This is a genomic window from Planktothrix paucivesiculata PCC 9631, assembly GCF_900009265.2.
Lineage (GTDB): Bacteria > Cyanobacteriota > Cyanobacteriia > Cyanobacteriales > Microcoleaceae > Planktothrix > Planktothrix paucivesiculata.
Map to the genome: position 1 here is coordinate 73368 of NZ_LR735023.1, position 13924 is coordinate 87291.

A 13924-nucleotide genomic window follows, 5' to 3' on the forward strand; every position below is an offset into this window, starting at 1 on the left:
GTAAATGCAAAACTTCTGGTAGACTCAATTACCAAACAGGTAAATAAGAAGCTATACTAAAAAAATAAATACCAATCTGGTAGATATTAGCAAAATAAAGTATATGAAAAAGACATCACCGAATCGTATCCAAAGAACATTAACGATTGATGAGGCCCTTGATTCTCGACTTCGTGAAAAGGCAACCCTTTTAAAAAGACCAATTAGTTATGTCGTTGAGGAAGCAGTAGAGCTTTATTTAAACCTCAAAGAAAAGCTAGACAGATAAATAAATGTTAGCTCAAAACTCCCAAAACTCTAATTGTTTATTTGATTGGATTAATTCAGAAGATTTATTTAAGTGTTCCTGCGGAGTCAAATACTCAATCCCCGGCTTAGATAGTTCCCTTTGTAAATCCTGTGGGTGGGTATGCCACCGCCACGAATTAGTCCGCCAATACTGCGAATACGACCACCTCGAAAAAGGTAAATCCCTCAAATTAGATCCCAATGATTTGACCGAGGCTCAAGCTAAAACAATTTTGTTGAAGTTCACCAAATCTAAGTCCAAATCTACCAAAGGATAAATTATGACCTCAACTTTAGTTTTTCATTCAGCCAACGACAGTCCCATCGGGCAACGGCGGGGGGACGGATATTTCAACGCCACTGCTCTCTGTAAGGCGGCGGGGAAAAAGTGGAGTCACTACTTTGAAAATGAAACCACCAAGGAATATCTTGCGGCCCTCTCCGAGAATCTAGGAATAGAGATTATCGCCCGAAACCCGTTAACCGGAAATCCGGCAATGGCGTTAATTCAAGTGTTTCAGGGTGGAAATAAAGCGAACTTGTCCGTATCTGGAACTTGGGTACATCCTCAAGTCGCAGTCCACCTGGCCATGTGGTTGAGTCCAGAGTTTGCAGTTCAGGTTACTCAATGGGTTGTGCAATGGATGTCGGGAACCGCTCAACCTCAATCCTCAGAACCCGCACAAATTAAAGCATGGACACCGCCAGAATTGTACCCACAAATGACTCAAGCCGAATTTGAAGCCATCCCGATTGATGAGCAATGGATTTATTTGGAAACCCCACAGGAACGAAAGCAGCGACAGCGACAGGAACTACGAGAAATAGGGTATTGGACATCTCGAAAATACGGGTAGGAAACGCTGAAATCTAGTACAGATAAGAAGTTCAAGTTTATTTATTGAGAATAAAATGCCTAAATTGTCAATTGTTCCCGATAGCCCGATGTTAGATGTGGAACCATCGCTCTACTACCAGACTCCGAATTGGGCAGCAATCAAAGCCATCAGAGCTAAATTAACCAGCGCCGATTGGTGTGTGTGGAGCTACCTTCAGATGCTTGACCCTTATGGCGATCGCTTAAAAGAAACACCAAACCCAGAACAAATCGCAGCGACTGTCGGACTATCGGAAAGACAGGTCAGACGCTCAATGCACAAGCTCGAAGAAATGGAGCTTTGGGAATTCAAAATCGTAGATATGAAAAGCCGTAATCTGGCTACCGTCAAGTCTGGACAAAGTTGTCCACAGCAGGACAAAGTTGTCCGCAATAAGACAAAGTTGTCCGAGTCTGGACAAAGTTGTCCGAGCCAGGACAAAGTTGTCCGCAATAAGACAAAGTTGTCCGATTCAACGCCTGAAACCCTTACCCAGAGCGGGTCGGATTTTCCTCATACTCTTAAGACTTATAAAGACTTTTTTAATACTCTCTCAGAACCGGAGCGAGAGAGATTTTTGAATTTTGTCAATCAAAAGACCGAGGGATTTACCAAGCCCATCGCTTCTATTCCCGATTGGTTAGCTTCCACCGATTCCACAGGCAATCCCCGATTTGAGGACTACTACTCTCAATTCAAAAAATCCCCCCATGAAGTCCGCAATCGTGAACTCCAAGAAGCCGAGGCTCTCAGAAGTCAGTTGGCCAAGGAAAAAATCTACTGGGAACAGCACCCGCAGTTTGAGGCTTGGGTACAGGAAATTGCGATCGCCAAATCTCAAACCCCATTTATAGAAGATGTCTGTACATTATTCCTGGCCATTGAACCTGATTCCTTTGAACGTTCGGACTTTTGGGAATGGGTGATTTTGAGTCGCGTTCATATTCCCGCCGCACCCGCACAAGAAAGTGCTNACAACGCCGATTATCCCCAATGTCTGCCGCCGAACTGGCCAATATTGAAAGCTCAATTTCTAAATCCCAATAACTATGGAAGCCCCAGTCTTTGAAAAACTCCCGGCATTAAACTCCCGTGCCACTTCCCCCGAAGAAAAGGAGATTTGGAAACCCCGGTGGAACTGCTTCTGTTGCCATGATTCCGGCTTTATCACCCGTTCTGAACTGGTCATAGCCAACCCTAACCCCAATGACCCTGACCCGCTTTGTAATCGACCCGGCTGTGGGGCTGCATCGGGCTATCGAAATCTAGGATTAGATGATCGGATTCCCCCCGAAGTTTGTCAGCAAATCCATGACTGGGAAGTTCAATCTTGGGCTGAAACCTCTCATCAAAAATGGCTCCAAATTAAGGACAAAATTGATTCCTTATCCCAAGGCTCTAACCGCACCGATAACGATTCCCGTGAGATTGAAATTCGCAAAGAAAATGCTCAAGCCCAATTAGATTTAGCAGTAAAAAATAATAGTTAATTTTAATCTTTATTAATCAGAATTATGTCGGATAGGACTAGGGGCTAATAATCCTGCTAAAGCTCCAATAGCATTCCCCCCAAGGGCAATTAAACTCTCTGGGATTGGTTTATCAATTATTGATAAATAGATTCCCCCAGATAGTGAAATTATGGCAATTAGACAAAGTGTACAAACAACAATTCGATAAGAATAATGCTGCATGGTTAAAATCCTAACCTAATTCTATCTTAAAATAACTATAACATAAGATTATTGACATTATAATACAAATTTGTTAGCATAATTGATATAAAGTTAGCAATCATTTTTTTAGATAAAACAGTAGGTAGAAAGTAAATAATAACCATGAAAAAAAATATACCAGAATCCGAAACTCGATGCTCTGAGCTTGGCGAAGGGTGCGAAACTGAATGCGATTTAATCTCAATCTTTTTATCTACTTGTCCTGGTTTAGCTAGTTATATTTCATACAATTTAACCTATATCTCGGTCAATGAACAAATGGCTGGATATTTTGATAAAACCATAGAGGATTTTTGCAACCAACCCCTGGGCTGGCTAAACAATGGCGATAATCTAAGAGAGGTAATGGGTTTATTCATTCAATCAGATTTAGACTCTGGTAATTGGGAAATTGAATGCAGGACTCCAAAGAAGTTCTTTTTAATATCAGCTAGAAAATACGAATTAGGAATAGCAATATTTGGAATTGATATCACCGAGTCGAAACAACTTCAAGAATCCCTGAGAATCTCAGAAGAACGCAACTTGGCTTTAATTAAAGCTATTCCAGAAGTTTTGCAACATTCGGAAATTAGGAGAAACAACAATGGGTTAGAAAAACTAATAGAAAAATTAGTAAACGAACCTTTATTTTCGGGAACGGGAATCAAGGAATTATCTCAATCTCAAATTGAGAAACTGGTTAGGCTTGAGGTAGAGATTCGTGAGGCAGGAATTAGACTTAAAGAAGTTGAGAAAAACCTCTATATTTCTGACCGCGCAGTTCTTCCTAGGGTTCGGGAACTGGAATTAGCTCAACGAAAAGATGAAAAGCAATGGGAAGATTTAGAATCTGATTTATCGGGGCTTAGGACTTTTGGCAAAATCATTACCGGAACTCCAGGCGGAATCAGGACTTGGATTTTAATTATAAGTTTCCTGATAATTTCTTCAACTTTNAAGATTATTCAACCCCCGATAGTTACTTGGTTTAAGGTTCATAAGGGAGAAAGTTATGTTAAAGTCCTGGTTTCAGATAGTCCAATTTATTTAGGTGAACCTGTTAAACTCCCATCAATAGTAGCTTTACAGGATTAATAATATTATGATGATTTCTGAGGACTNTTGTCGAACAAGTTAGCCAAGGTTCTAGTGTTGCAATCTTCGTCAACCTGGACACATTGAAAAAAGCTGCGACACTGGCTTACTTCTATTTTGGTGAGGCACAATCCTTATGGCGTTAGGGAATCGGGAATCACTTCCCAACGCTACCTCAACGGCCAGCTAGACTGTGAATATTAATAAACCACATAACAATTAACAATTAACAATGTCCTTATAAGAATTTACCTAAATTTACATGAATTTGTTCCAATAAAACCTTATAAAACTGTTTGAAAACTGACCAAAGGTAATTCTAAAAAAGATTGACTTGTATTAATAATTGTAATAAAATAATATCAGGAGGATAGCTTATGAATTTCTTAGATATTCGATTACTTGACAACGAGGATTTAGTCTATATTGCAGCATTAATCCAGCATATAAAAAAGAATCCAAACTCTAAATCTAGTCGGTTTTCAAAGAACCTAATCTTAATAACTATTGGTGCAGTTTCAATAGATTGTTTTGAAGACAGTGGGAAGTTAACTTTTAGTTCTGGTTATGATGATTTACTTGAGGATTTTATCGAGAACTTCATGCAGCTTTATCCACATTATTTTGAAAATAATAATCCCGTCTTTTCTTTAGTAGTTTGTTCGATTATTGATTTAGGGTTGTAGAGAATTATGATANAGCTTTAATTTGATTCTCAAGTTCCTCAATCTCGGAATCTAATTTGTTGAGTTTTTCGCCATTGCGTTTAAGGATAATAATTTCCTCAGACCGAATTAACTCCTCTAATTTTGCCAACTCCGGTGAATCCTTTGAACTCACATATTTTTGTCGAAAACAAATAACAACTTTTGCAATGCTATCCTGATAAATAACATTATTCTTGTTGTTATTCATGTTATCTTGATGAATTTGTAATGCTTCGACAATAGCATCGGATTCAAGTTCAATCAATTGTTCAGAAATAGATTTAATCACAAATTTCTGTTCAACAAACTTTCGGAGTGATTNTTTCATCCCTTCAGAAGCCCAACTATTCAAAGCATTCTTGACAAATTGTTCCGTTAAAGTAGTGAATTTATCTTTACTTTGACGGTGCATCAGAAAGGTTGAAAGTTCAGAAGCCTTTGCATGGAATTGATCTTTCATTTCGCCACCAACCGGAATCCCCCAAATTTCCATAAATTCTTCGTTAAGATAATTGGGTTCAAAAGNTGCGACCTTCGATATAGAATAAAAATATCGCATTATTTTTGAAAAATATTGAGGTTTTTATGGTATTGGTTCCCGTGAAAGTTCATTCAATAGTTGACGGTGACACCATCAAGATAATTCATAGGAAAGGAGTAATTAATTCAAGATGTCGTTGGATTGATTGCCCCGAAAAAGGAACCAAGTGGGGAGAAGAAGCTAAGAAATACTTAGAAGATTTGATATTTTCTAATAAGGAATTGTTTTTTATTGAGGAGTATGGGGCAGATAAATATGGGAGATTATTAGCTGATTGGTTTATTGGTTCAAGAGAGTTGAATATTCAAGTTGAAATGATTCGTCAAGGTTTGGCTTGGGATTTGCTTCCTTTAGTTCGTTACAACTTGCCAAAACGAGGGATTCTACTTTGTTGTGATATCTTAATGGCACAATATGAAGCGTATCAACAAAACCTTGGGATTTGGGGAGATAAAGATTTTGTTTTGCCTGGGGTTCGGAGAATGTTTTAGGGAATAAAAAAAGCCCTACCATAAGGTAAAGCTTAGTTGGTTTAGTTAGTTTAGAATGAAAGCTAAGGATTTATTCACCGAGGATATCAAAGATTGTCAGTTGTTGATAACGTTTGCGTTTCTGAGTTCGATGTTTATTATCGTATCTGAGATGACAAACACAACACCAAGCTCTTAAGTTGTTGCGATCGCAATCCATTGGCGTATGATTCAGGTGGGCGACGGTAAGGGTGAAGCGTTGCGGTTTATCATCGAACTCGATTTGATGCCAAACAGCAATCCGATTCCTAAAGTCTTGCTTACTCTCTCCCTGGCTGCGGCACGGGCGATGGCAGTTCTCACAAATCCAGTTAGCGGCTTCTTTGATTTCCAGTGAGATCGCTTTCCAATTAGGAGGATAATCTTTGGGATTAATGGGCATGGTTACACTTGCACTTGCAGATAAAAAAAAGCCGAGGATTTCTCCCCGACTCTAGTTAATTAGGCTTTAGCAGATTTCAGTTGTTTGTTATTCGTTGCATTCAATTGAGCAACAGGAACTTGATTGAGTTCGGCTTCTGCAATCGAAGCAAAACATTTCGCTTGATTTTCAACCAATCGTTGATCATTACAGACATCCATTGATTGAATCTCTTTTGTCGCTTTCAACGCAGCTAATTCAAGTTCGCCATTGGGTTCCCGATAGCTACTGGCAATGTAGAAATACGGCCCGTGTTTCCCCTCCGTTGGGGTCATTTCAAATCGGAAAATCAAGTTATTGTAGCTTTCACGAATCTTCTCCAAACTATATTTGTTGAAGTTATCCTTCATCCCTTCAGAAGCCCAACTATTCAAAGCATTCTTGACAAATTGTTCCGTTAAAGTAGTGAATTTATCTTTACTTTGACGGTGCATCAGAAAGGTTGAAAGTTCAGAAGCCTTTGCATGGAATTGATCTTTCATTTCGCCACCAACCGGAATCCCCCAAATTTCCATAAATTCTTCGTTAAGATAATTGGGTTCAAAAGTCAGAGTCTTCGTTGAAATTTGAACGATTGCCATTTCAACAAAAGTTCCTTTAGTTAATCCCGCTTTTTCAGCTTTAGAATGGTTTAATCCTTTGGTTTCTCCGGTGACAAAACAACCCCATTCTTTTGAGCAATTTCCACGATAACGACTCGGAGAACTGGGAATCAGAAATCCGTATCCGTCGATTTGGATAATATTCATGGTTTGTTCTAATTTTGTAAGTGGTTTTAGTTTCAGTTTGATTGATTTTTTACTTAGGAAATCAACCAAAAACCCAAGGCGGTAGCTAGATTATATTGAAATTATAACCTAACATTTATCGTTTGAAGCTGATATTTAATCCAGGTTCTTTATAGGCAAGATTCTGAATTAATTGCTGATATTCCGACTTTAAACTTTCAATCCGTTTGGAACTCAAGAGCTTTTCTTTGCGAACTTCAAGCGCTTTAATTTGATTCTCAAGTTCCTCAATCTCAGAATCTAATTTGTTGAGTTTTTCGCCATTGCGTTTAAGGATAATAATTTCCTCAGACCGAATCAATTCCTCTAATTTTGCCAGTTCAGGACTATCTTTTGAACTCACATATTTTTGTCGAAAACAAATAACAACTTTTGCAATGCTATCTTGATAAATAACATTATTCTTGTTGTTATTCATGTTATCTTGATGAATTTGTAATGCTTCGGCAATAGCATCGGATTCAAGTTCAATCAATTGTTCAGAAATAGATTTAATCACAAATTTCTGTTCAACAAACTTTCGGAGTGATTGATTAGGTTCGATAGAAAGTTCATAATTAACTTCAGAATCAATTTCAGAATCAACTTCAAGTTCAGAAATAAATTGAGATTTGTTAGGAATCATTGGTTTAAGTTTGGTTGAGGTTTAGTTGAAAAAAATACCAAGATCCTATAGACAAAAGAATAGAATCCTGGTAATATTAGAATTGATGGTTTACTTACAGCCTGATAGTCTGAGTTTGTTGTTAGGAAAGAATAGCAAACTCATTTTTGTTTTCAGGATTTTCAGCGTGTTCAATACCTTCAGAATCTTGAGAATAATCATCAAGGAAGGAGTTAATTGATTCTTTAAAAGCCTTAGATTCAATTTGTCGAATCCACCAATCAGGTTCGTTGTTGATAGATTCAGAGATACGGTTGAGCCACTTAGTTAGGGCTTGTTTGACTAAATGTTGGGGAATGCGATCGCAATCAAAAACCCCATCAGATTGAAGTCGTTCAATAATCAAATCAACATCAAGATTCAGTTTAGTTTCCATTATTTTGCGAGGATTAAAGTTCATTAAATCTAAGCGGTAGCTAGTCTTTGATTAGAACTAGAACTCAAGACAATTAGATTTCCAGTTGGAGAAACCAGGTAGCTATCGGGTTCAAAAACATGACGAACATCGGTAATTCGTAAATGTTGAAGTTCAAGAAGCCCCTGAGAATAAAATCGCCAAAATCCTTCATTGTAGAGATATTGGCAAAGATAAAAGCCATAGTTTGGGTGAATATTCTGAGGAGCTAACATTCCAAAACAACCCTTTTTGTATTCACGAATTGGTTTACCTAACATATCCCGATTATGCTTTGCAATTAACCAGAAATCTGCACCTTCAAAAGCACTGTGAATTGTCCATTGATACGCATGACGTTGATACATTATTTTGATTCCAAATAACATCAACGTCATTAAGCGGTAGCTAGTTTCAATCAAAAGCTAGTTTCAATCAAATAAATTCAATTGTTTTAAGGGTTCTTCATAGCTAATTTCAAAAGTATTGGGATTGAAAATAATCAAAGGTAGTTTAGTTTTTCGTGCCATTGAAATAGTTAGAAAAGTTCCCCCAGTTGTTCGTCCATCCCAGACGGCTAAACCTAGACTGGAATTATTAACAAGATATTGGTCACGAGCTTGCATAACGCCTGGTTGATATTGGGGATATAAAACCTTGACTTCAGAAGCTTTACTCAAGATTTGGTGATAATCCTCCCGCTGTCTGAGAGACCATTTTGAATCCTGGTCAGGACAGGGTAAGATCGCTTTCCAGGTTAGATTCCGTTCAGCCCAAATAATAGCGGCGATAGCATCAGTTCCTAATGCCATTCCAGTTAGAAAAGTTGTGATTCCTCGGTTAATAGCAAGATCAGTTAATTGATTAACCCCTTGATGAAGGTTGGGGTAATAGAAGGGATAATTAAATAGTCGATGTCCAGTAATAAATGCAGTATTCATTAGGTTATTCATTAAGAAACAGCAACGAAGTTAAGCGGTAGCAAATAGTTATTAATTATGTTATAATGATTGAATACAAGGAGGTCTATTCGGGACTGGTAATCATTGAATAGTCATTAAAAAAAACCCTAACTAGATTAAATCTAACTAGAGTTTTATTGAAGCTAAATTAAACTTTGATAACCTTTAGATTCATTTAATTTCCAAAACACAAGACTAAATCTTTCTGGGGTAATAATTTCCTTAATGCTGTGAAGAACCTTACAATTAAACTCGGTAATGTCACCATCCTGAAGAAGATAATCTTTTTGTTCAGGTTCACCATAAGTAAAGATTGCTTCACCGAGATTAACACTAATTGCTTTAGGATTTGCATAGGTATGATCACGATGGGGGGAAATTCTGCCATCACTGATTTTGCCATCAGCTAGAGAACCTCCAAAAGTTAATAAACCAATATCACAACCCGGATAAACTCGTTGACTAAAGTTATAGATTCTGTCATCAAAATAACCTTTGCTGAGTTGTCCGTTTCTGAAATCAACCTCATGGAAAAGCCAGAGTCGATATCGACCTTTCGCATAGTTACTAGGGTCTGGGATTAATTGAGATTTAAGACTTCGACACCAATCTCGCAATCCTTCTGGATTCTCAACAGTAGTTAACTTTCGGAGTTCTGTAGAGAATTTTAGCTTGGTTTTATTCATGGTTAAACTCCTAAAAATTTCATAACCTATTAGCGTTAGCTTCCTGATTAGTTGAGCTTCAATAAAAAAAACCCTAGCATTTGCTAAGGTTATCAATTTATTTCTTGCAATCTTTACCTTTACGGATATCAATATTGGTTTCATATCCTAGATTATCAACATTCTTTAGAGTTTGAAACAAACACATTGTATTGCGATTGGTAATGGGTTCATTTTCTGTTCTTGTAGTGAAAGTTAATCTTCCTAATTGACCGCCATTTGTGTTCCCAGAGAAAGATATTTTGTAGAAATCATTGCCTTTGCCAGAAACACTATTAGCTTTATTAGAAAATGTTGAATTAGGAATATCTAAAGTGACTCCAGAAGGTAAAGATTTGATGGATTTATTATTACAATTTCCATCGGTTGTTGAGGTGATTTTTCCTTCAAGAATACAAACTGTTTTGATACCAGAATCAGAGATTGCATCGTATCGAGATTGAGTTGTATAGGCTTTAACTTGATGAATGGTTGCGACTAATCTACTTGTTTTGAGATAATTTAGAAACATTGGTAAACCGATTGAAGCTAAGATACCAATAATGACGATGACAACTAAAAGTTCAGTCAGAGATTTGCCGGATTCAGAAGATTTCATGATAATTACAAATAAACAACTGCCACTTCCCCGCGATAGCGTCTTACTCCTAAATCTCTTTAATCTAAAGTCAATAAAAGTCAAATATAAAAGCCCCAGATTTCTCTAGGACTCTATTAATTAAAATTCATCGTAAGCAATTTCAGTTTGAGATTTTGATTGAGGATTATAATTAGGTTCGGATTTAGATTCAGACTCTAATTCATCCCAAAGATAATCATAAGGAGATGGTGAATTATCAGGACAGAAACAGGGTTTGCCGCTACAGTCGAGCCATTGACCATTTAATTCAGACATAATATTTAAGAAGAAACAACACCTCTCTTGAGCGGTAGCTTCTTCTTAAATAAACTAATTAATCAGAATAAACTAATTAATCAGAATAACTCGACAACGTTTACCAAGTTGTTGAATATTTCGTTTAGTTCCTGGTGATTTACCATCCCAAATAGCTAAACCAAAATCAGCAGAACTAATCATTAATTTATCTCTAAGGCTATAACTTCCTTGGACTTTAACGGTTCCCCAATTACCAACATTATTTCTGAGGGTACTAAAGGCAAACCAAACTTGAACATTATCGTAATTCACTGAATCAAGATAAGTTTGAACTAATAAATCAACACCAGGAGCATCACCAATTAGAATCTCGTAATTAAGCTCAATAATTTTGTTGATTCTAGTTAGGGATTCATGATTTAGAATTGTGATTGAACGTGAACCTGAAATTGCTACAGTGATTTTCATTGGTTTAATTGATAAGTTAAATAGAGAAAACCCCCAACTAAATTGAATCTAATTAGGGGTTTATTTAGAAACTTAGGATTCGATGATACCGAAACTGGCTAGAAGCTCACGAAATTGTAGATAATCGAGTTCTTCCTGTTTGTTCATCAGGAAAGCTAGAAAGTTAGCCGCCTTAACAACAACTTCAGCATGGGGACGATAAGCCTCAGATTCAATTAGCAAGATAGGTGTAACGATACCCATACAAGGAATAGAAACCTTATTGTTGTTATCAATCCCTGCTCTTGTTAGATTCTGAATTGGATCACTAAAACTGGATTGGTCTTTCTTCCAAAAACAACGCTTGAAGTCAGCCCAGATATGTTGCCGTAAAGATTGGGAATCACCACGCCATTTCAGGGTAGTTGCAATAAGGTTTTTGGGCTTACGATTAGCACCGAAGTAAACTGGATTGTAGTAAATCTCAGAATCATAACCATCGTTATTATAAACTTTGAGGCTTTCGGGATTAAAAACTTCAATTTTGATGGTAATAATTTGTTTAATTGTAGTAGCCATTGATTTACTCCAAGAAACTTCATAAACTATTTGCGATAGCTCCCCCCAGCAAAGCCCCAATAAAAAAAGCCTTAATCCCACAAGGAGACTAAGACTTTAGTTGGAGTTTAGAAATTAGAAAGGTTTAGGTTCGTATTCAGAATCAGATTCTTGATATTTTGATTTCAGTTGACTGACTTTTGATTCAGTTGATTCAGTTGATTCAGTTGATTCGCGTTTGGATTGGTAATTGGCTTGTTGTTTCCGATAATCAGATCGGATTGCCAGAAGTTCTTCTTCGGAGTAACCCATTTCCTCTATGAATTTTTGGATTTTAGCTAAATCCATTTTGTGAATTTCATGCTTAACCCAATTGGCTTTAAAGATTTCATATAGTTCTAAACCTTTAACTTGTTTACCTTCAATTTTCAAGCCTTTATTGGTACTCTTATAATGTTGCCAAGCAAGGATTCGGAAGCAATCAACGAGGGTTGAGGTTGTCTTTTGGGCTTTAGTTTGAATAACGATAGACATTGTATTAAGAAAAAGAAACAACGCCTATCTTTAGCGATAGCTACCCAAACCGTTATTTACATACTCAATATCCCAAATTGAATAAAGGAGAATTAAATTAACTTTACCTTTTCGGGTTCTCCCTAAATATCTGCCTGGAAACCTAACCCAAATCCCATTATCAGCAATGGCAAAGATTATCCCAAATTTCCCAATTAGATTAGGATATTCTCCATCAGAATCTAAGCCAGTTATCTTGATTTTCTGATTTCGTTTGAGCTTTGGGAATAAAGGTAATTCTAATTGAATAGAGCCTTTAATTGTTGAACTTTTCATAGTTTACGGGTAGGAAAAACAAATCAACAACATTAGGATGATTAGGATGCTGCTGGTTTATTGAATTTAAGGATTAAATCTTTCGTAAAGAATGCGAGTTGCAGATTGAATTAATTCATCGCTTCTTTCAAGGAATTCTGCATGAGGAACTTTGGCGATTCTGAAAGTACGAATCATTGCCCACCGCTCATCAGAATCAATCTCAGGGCCGCATTCACCGCAGCTTTCGATAATCTCAACTGAAACATTTTTTGCCCATATCGTAAATGCAATATGGTATCGGTTAAAATCATCGTTGTCTGGCATTATAAACTTAGAGAATCGAATATAAGGTATCTGTTTCCCTTCTGGTGATTCCCAAGTATCGTTTTCTTCCTGCCATTCTTTACTTATGAGTTTAATCACCTTGTTTCTTATACTGTCCATCAACTTTCCTCACTACAACTTCATTTTTACCCTTAACTTCAATAACAATTTATCAATAACGCTATTTAAGGAATAACGCTATTGATTTTGTTATTTGTTATTTAAGTTCATTAAATAAGTTCAACAAACTATCAACAGATAATTCTTTTACTTTAAACTCAAGAGGAAAATGTTGATTACGTTTGGAATCACGCAACTCCTGAATGTGACCGCCATAGAATTGAATCTGTTCATAGAGAGAGGATTGTTCAGTTACCGTTGAGCCAACGTAAGTAATAAAACTGGTGAATCCCGAATCAGCATCAGGAGTTTCTGACCATTGGTATTGATTGTTTTTGGTTCCACAAATGGTAATGCGATCGCAAAGTTCAACAACAACGTAATTTCCGTGGGGTGAAGATTTAATTACTTTACCTTTAATTCCTGCAAAAGTGATGATAGAATTAGAAGTGTGCATGATAATTATTCCAAAACAACTAAAACTTAAAAGCGGTAGCTAGAGCATTAAAATTTCTAATTACCGCTTAATTGAATTAGATTTGAGCTAAGATTTCTCCAATTTTGTTGTAATCATCATCCCTTTCAGTTAGATAATTACCGTATCCTGCACCTGCATAGTAATAAATTCCATTGTCGGGTAGGAAGATAGTGCATTTGTGACCATACAAAGGAAATAAATCTTTTAAATGGGGTTGAATATTTTCTCGTTCCCATTTGAGCTTTGCATTCAGTCGCTCAAAAACGCTACCTTTGGATTTATCGGGTTCAGGTTTAGGAGCTTTAGAACCGAATTTAGGTGGAATTCTAATCATTGATTTAGCTAAGAGAAACTTCATTAAATTCAAGCGGTAGCCAAGTCATTAACTTAATTACCGCTTAAAGTATTATTTATTTAGATTCAGATTGGAATTTAGATTGAAATTCAGCTTGAAGCTCAAATAAACTCGCGTGTTCAAGGTTGAATTGTTTACGGTACTGGCGAACAATTTCCATCTCAATAGAACGTAAATCTAAATCATTAGGTTCAGTAAAGAGATTGAAACAGTCAAGGGGTCG

At 36.8% G+C, this 13924-nt stretch carries 22 protein-coding genes; 5 read left to right on the forward strand and 17 right to left on the reverse strand.

Features of this window, described 5'->3' with window-relative positions; translation table 11 throughout:
* Positions 1-103: 103 nt before the first annotated feature.
* The 3 genes from PL9631_RS19795 (at position 104) to PL9631_RS19810 (ending at position 2656) form a co-directional block, all read left to right on the forward strand.
* A complete protein-coding gene (locus PL9631_RS19795) occupies positions 104-268 on the forward strand; it encodes a ribbon-helix-helix protein, CopG family (protein WP_156090443.1) in 165 nt (54 codons plus the stop codon).
* 301 nt (positions 269-569) lie between these two features.
* The gene (locus tag PL9631_RS19800) at positions 570-1145 is read left to right on the forward strand and encodes a KilA-N domain-containing protein (RefSeq protein WP_083616987.1); all 576 of its coding nucleotides are present in this window, start codon (positions 570-572) and stop codon (positions 1143-1145) included.
* A gap of 1070 nt (positions 1146-2215) precedes the next feature.
* The gene (locus tag PL9631_RS19810; RefSeq protein ID WP_083623007.1) at positions 2216-2656 is read left to right on the forward strand and encodes a hypothetical protein; all 441 of its coding nucleotides are present in this window, start codon (positions 2216-2218) and stop codon (positions 2654-2656) included.
* Positions 2657-2668: 12 nt separating this feature from the next.
* Here PL9631_RS19810 and PL9631_RS26290 read toward each other — a convergent pair whose 3' ends face one another.
* Complete coding sequence (locus PL9631_RS26290) at positions 2669-2860, reverse strand: hypothetical protein (protein WP_083623009.1); 192 nt, start codon at positions 2858-2860, stop codon at positions 2669-2671.
* A 1496-nt stretch (positions 2861-4356) separates the two neighbouring features.
* Here PL9631_RS26290 and PL9631_RS19820 point away from each other — a divergent pair.
* Together PL9631_RS19820 and PL9631_RS19830 are read left to right on the forward strand one after the other, a co-directional pair.
* Positions 4357-4665 (forward strand): hypothetical protein, encoded by a 309-nt coding sequence (locus PL9631_RS19820; protein WP_083623013.1) that lies wholly within the window; start codon positions 4357-4359, stop codon positions 4663-4665.
* 585 nt (positions 4666-5250) lie between these two features.
* Positions 5251-5718, forward strand: coding sequence for a thermonuclease family protein (locus tag PL9631_RS19830; protein ID WP_231516792.1), 468 nt, complete (start codon positions 5251-5253; stop codon positions 5716-5718).
* Between the two features lie 70 nt (positions 5719-5788).
* Here the strand turns inward: PL9631_RS19830 and PL9631_RS19835 are convergent, their stop codons facing one another.
* The 16 genes from PL9631_RS19835 to PL9631_RS19910 all read right to left on the reverse strand — a co-directional run bounded on the left by PL9631_RS19835 (position 5789) and on the right by PL9631_RS19910 (position 13680).
* Positions 5789-6139, reverse strand: coding sequence for a hypothetical protein (locus PL9631_RS19835; protein ID WP_083623018.1), 351 nt, complete (start codon positions 6137-6139; stop codon positions 5789-5791).
* 59 nt (positions 6140-6198) lie between these two features.
* Positions 6199-6927 carry a hypothetical protein gene (locus PL9631_RS19840; RefSeq protein ID WP_197046446.1) on the reverse strand — a complete coding sequence of 243 codons (729 nt, stop codon included), beginning with the start codon at positions 6925-6927 and terminating at the stop codon, positions 6199-6201.
* A gap of 115 nt (positions 6928-7042) precedes the next feature.
* Positions 7043-7591, reverse strand: a complete 549-nt coding sequence (locus PL9631_RS19845; RefSeq protein ID WP_083617018.1) for a hypothetical protein — start codon at positions 7589-7591, stop codon at positions 7043-7045.
* A 121-nt stretch (positions 7592-7712) separates the two neighbouring features.
* Positions 7713-8006, reverse strand: coding sequence for a hypothetical protein (locus tag PL9631_RS19850; protein ID WP_156090641.1), 294 nt, complete (start codon positions 8004-8006; stop codon positions 7713-7715).
* A gap of 29 nt (positions 8007-8035) precedes the next feature.
* The gene (locus tag PL9631_RS19855; RefSeq protein ID WP_231516793.1) at positions 8036-8446 is read right to left on the reverse strand and encodes a hypothetical protein; all 411 of its coding nucleotides are present in this window, start codon (positions 8444-8446) and stop codon (positions 8036-8038) included.
* A 9-nt stretch (positions 8447-8455) separates the two neighbouring features.
* Entirely contained in the window at positions 8456-8965 is a 510-nt protein-coding gene (locus tag PL9631_RS19860; protein ID WP_231516794.1) for an SLOG family protein, read from the reverse strand.
* A 164-nt stretch (positions 8966-9129) separates the two neighbouring features.
* Positions 9130-9672 (reverse strand): hypothetical protein, encoded by a 543-nt coding sequence (locus PL9631_RS19865; RefSeq protein ID WP_083623026.1) that lies wholly within the window; start codon positions 9670-9672, stop codon positions 9130-9132.
* Positions 9673-9769: 97 nt separating this feature from the next.
* Positions 9770-10309, reverse strand: coding sequence for a pilin (locus tag PL9631_RS19870; RefSeq protein ID WP_083623028.1), 540 nt, complete (start codon positions 10307-10309; stop codon positions 9770-9772).
* A gap of 120 nt (positions 10310-10429) precedes the next feature.
* Positions 10430-10606, reverse strand: coding sequence for a hypothetical protein (locus PL9631_RS19875; RefSeq protein ID WP_156090642.1), 177 nt, complete (start codon positions 10604-10606; stop codon positions 10430-10432).
* A 72-nt stretch (positions 10607-10678) separates the two neighbouring features.
* Complete coding sequence (locus PL9631_RS19880) at positions 10679-11056, reverse strand: hypothetical protein (protein ID WP_083623031.1); 378 nt, start codon at positions 11054-11056, stop codon at positions 10679-10681.
* A gap of 72 nt (positions 11057-11128) precedes the next feature.
* Entirely contained in the window at positions 11129-11614 is a 486-nt protein-coding gene (locus PL9631_RS19885) for a hypothetical protein (protein ID WP_083621920.1), read from the reverse strand.
* Positions 11615-11728: 114 nt separating this feature from the next.
* Positions 11729-12127 (reverse strand): hypothetical protein, encoded by a 399-nt coding sequence (locus PL9631_RS19890; protein ID WP_083623033.1) that lies wholly within the window; start codon positions 12125-12127, stop codon positions 11729-11731.
* Between the two features lie 30 nt (positions 12128-12157).
* Positions 12158-12442 (reverse strand): hypothetical protein, encoded by a 285-nt coding sequence (locus PL9631_RS26300; protein ID WP_197046447.1) that lies wholly within the window; start codon positions 12440-12442, stop codon positions 12158-12160.
* Positions 12443-12508: 66 nt separating this feature from the next.
* Positions 12509-12868 (reverse strand): hypothetical protein, encoded by a 360-nt coding sequence (locus tag PL9631_RS19900; protein ID WP_083623035.1) that lies wholly within the window; start codon positions 12866-12868, stop codon positions 12509-12511.
* 97 nt (positions 12869-12965) lie between these two features.
* Positions 12966-13325: a hypothetical protein gene (locus tag PL9631_RS19905; RefSeq protein ID WP_083623036.1), complete on the reverse strand. Its 360-nt coding sequence runs from the start codon at positions 13323-13325 to the stop codon at positions 12966-12968.
* Positions 13326-13401: 76 nt separating this feature from the next.
* Positions 13402-13680, reverse strand: coding sequence for a hypothetical protein (locus PL9631_RS19910; protein ID WP_083623041.1), 279 nt, complete (start codon positions 13678-13680; stop codon positions 13402-13404).
* Positions 13681-13924 lie beyond the last annotated feature (244 nt).

What these genes read in the sequence shown, in the direction of transcription:
- PL9631_RS19795 (WP_156090443.1), top strand. Translation starts at nt 104, where the DNA reads ATGAAAAAGACATCACCGAATCGTATCCAAAGAACATTAACGATTGAT.
- PL9631_RS19800 (WP_083616987.1), top strand. Translation starts at nt 570, where the DNA reads ATGACCTCAACTTTAGTTTTTCATTCAGCCAACGACAGTCCCATCGGG.
- PL9631_RS19810 (WP_083623007.1), top strand. Translation starts at nt 2,216, where the DNA reads ATGGAAGCCCCAGTCTTTGAAAAACTCCCGGCATTAAACTCCCGTGCC.
- PL9631_RS26290 (WP_083623009.1), bottom strand. Translation starts at nt 2,860, where the DNA reads ATGCAGCATTATTCTTATCGAATTGTTGTTTGTACACTTTGTCTAATT.
- PL9631_RS19820 (WP_083623013.1), top strand. Translation starts at nt 4,357, where the DNA reads ATGAATTTCTTAGATATTCGATTACTTGACAACGAGGATTTAGTCTAT.
- PL9631_RS19835 (WP_083623018.1), bottom strand. Translation starts at nt 6,139, where the DNA reads ATGCCCATTAATCCCAAAGATTATCCTCCTAATTGGAAAGCGATCTCA.
- PL9631_RS19840 (WP_197046446.1), bottom strand. Translation starts at nt 6,927, where the DNA reads ATGAATATTATCCAAATCGACGGATACGGATTTCTGATTCCCAGTTCT.
- PL9631_RS19845 (WP_083617018.1), bottom strand. Translation starts at nt 7,591, where the DNA reads ATGATTCCTAACAAATCTCAATTTATTTCTGAACTTGAAGTTGATTCT.
- PL9631_RS19850 (WP_156090641.1), bottom strand. Translation starts at nt 8,006, where the DNA reads ATGGAAACTAAACTGAATCTTGATGTTGATTTGATTATTGAACGACTT.
- PL9631_RS19860 (WP_231516794.1), bottom strand. Translation starts at nt 8,965, where the DNA reads ATGAATACTGCATTTATTACTGGACATCGACTATTTAATTATCCCTTC.
- PL9631_RS19865 (WP_083623026.1), bottom strand. Translation starts at nt 9,672, where the DNA reads ATGAATAAAACCAAGCTAAAATTCTCTACAGAACTCCGAAAGTTAACT.
- PL9631_RS19870 (WP_083623028.1), bottom strand. Translation starts at nt 10,309, where the DNA reads ATGAAATCTTCTGAATCCGGCAAATCTCTGACTGAACTTTTAGTTGTC.
- PL9631_RS19875 (WP_156090642.1), bottom strand. Translation starts at nt 10,606, where the DNA reads ATGTCTGAATTAAATGGTCAATGGCTCGACTGTAGCGGCAAACCCTGT.
- PL9631_RS19880 (WP_083623031.1), bottom strand. Translation starts at nt 11,056, where the DNA reads ATGAAAATCACTGTAGCAATTTCAGGTTCACGTTCAATCACAATTCTA.
- PL9631_RS19885 (WP_083621920.1), bottom strand. Translation starts at nt 11,614, where the DNA reads ATGGCTACTACAATTAAACAAATTATTACCATCAAAATTGAAGTTTTT.
- PL9631_RS19890 (WP_083623033.1), bottom strand. Translation starts at nt 12,127, where the DNA reads ATGTCTATCGTTATTCAAACTAAAGCCCAAAAGACAACCTCAACCCTC.
- PL9631_RS26300 (WP_197046447.1), bottom strand. Translation starts at nt 12,442, where the DNA reads ATGAAAAGTTCAACAATTAAAGGCTCTATTCAATTAGAATTACCTTTA.
- PL9631_RS19900 (WP_083623035.1), bottom strand. Translation starts at nt 12,868, where the DNA reads ATGGACAGTATAAGAAACAAGGTGATTAAACTCATAAGTAAAGAATGG.
- PL9631_RS19905 (WP_083623036.1), bottom strand. Translation starts at nt 13,325, where the DNA reads ATGCACACTTCTAATTCTATCATCACTTTTGCAGGAATTAAAGGTAAA.
- PL9631_RS19910 (WP_083623041.1), bottom strand. Translation starts at nt 13,680, where the DNA reads ATGATTAGAATTCCACCTAAATTCGGTTCTAAAGCTCCTAAACCTGAA.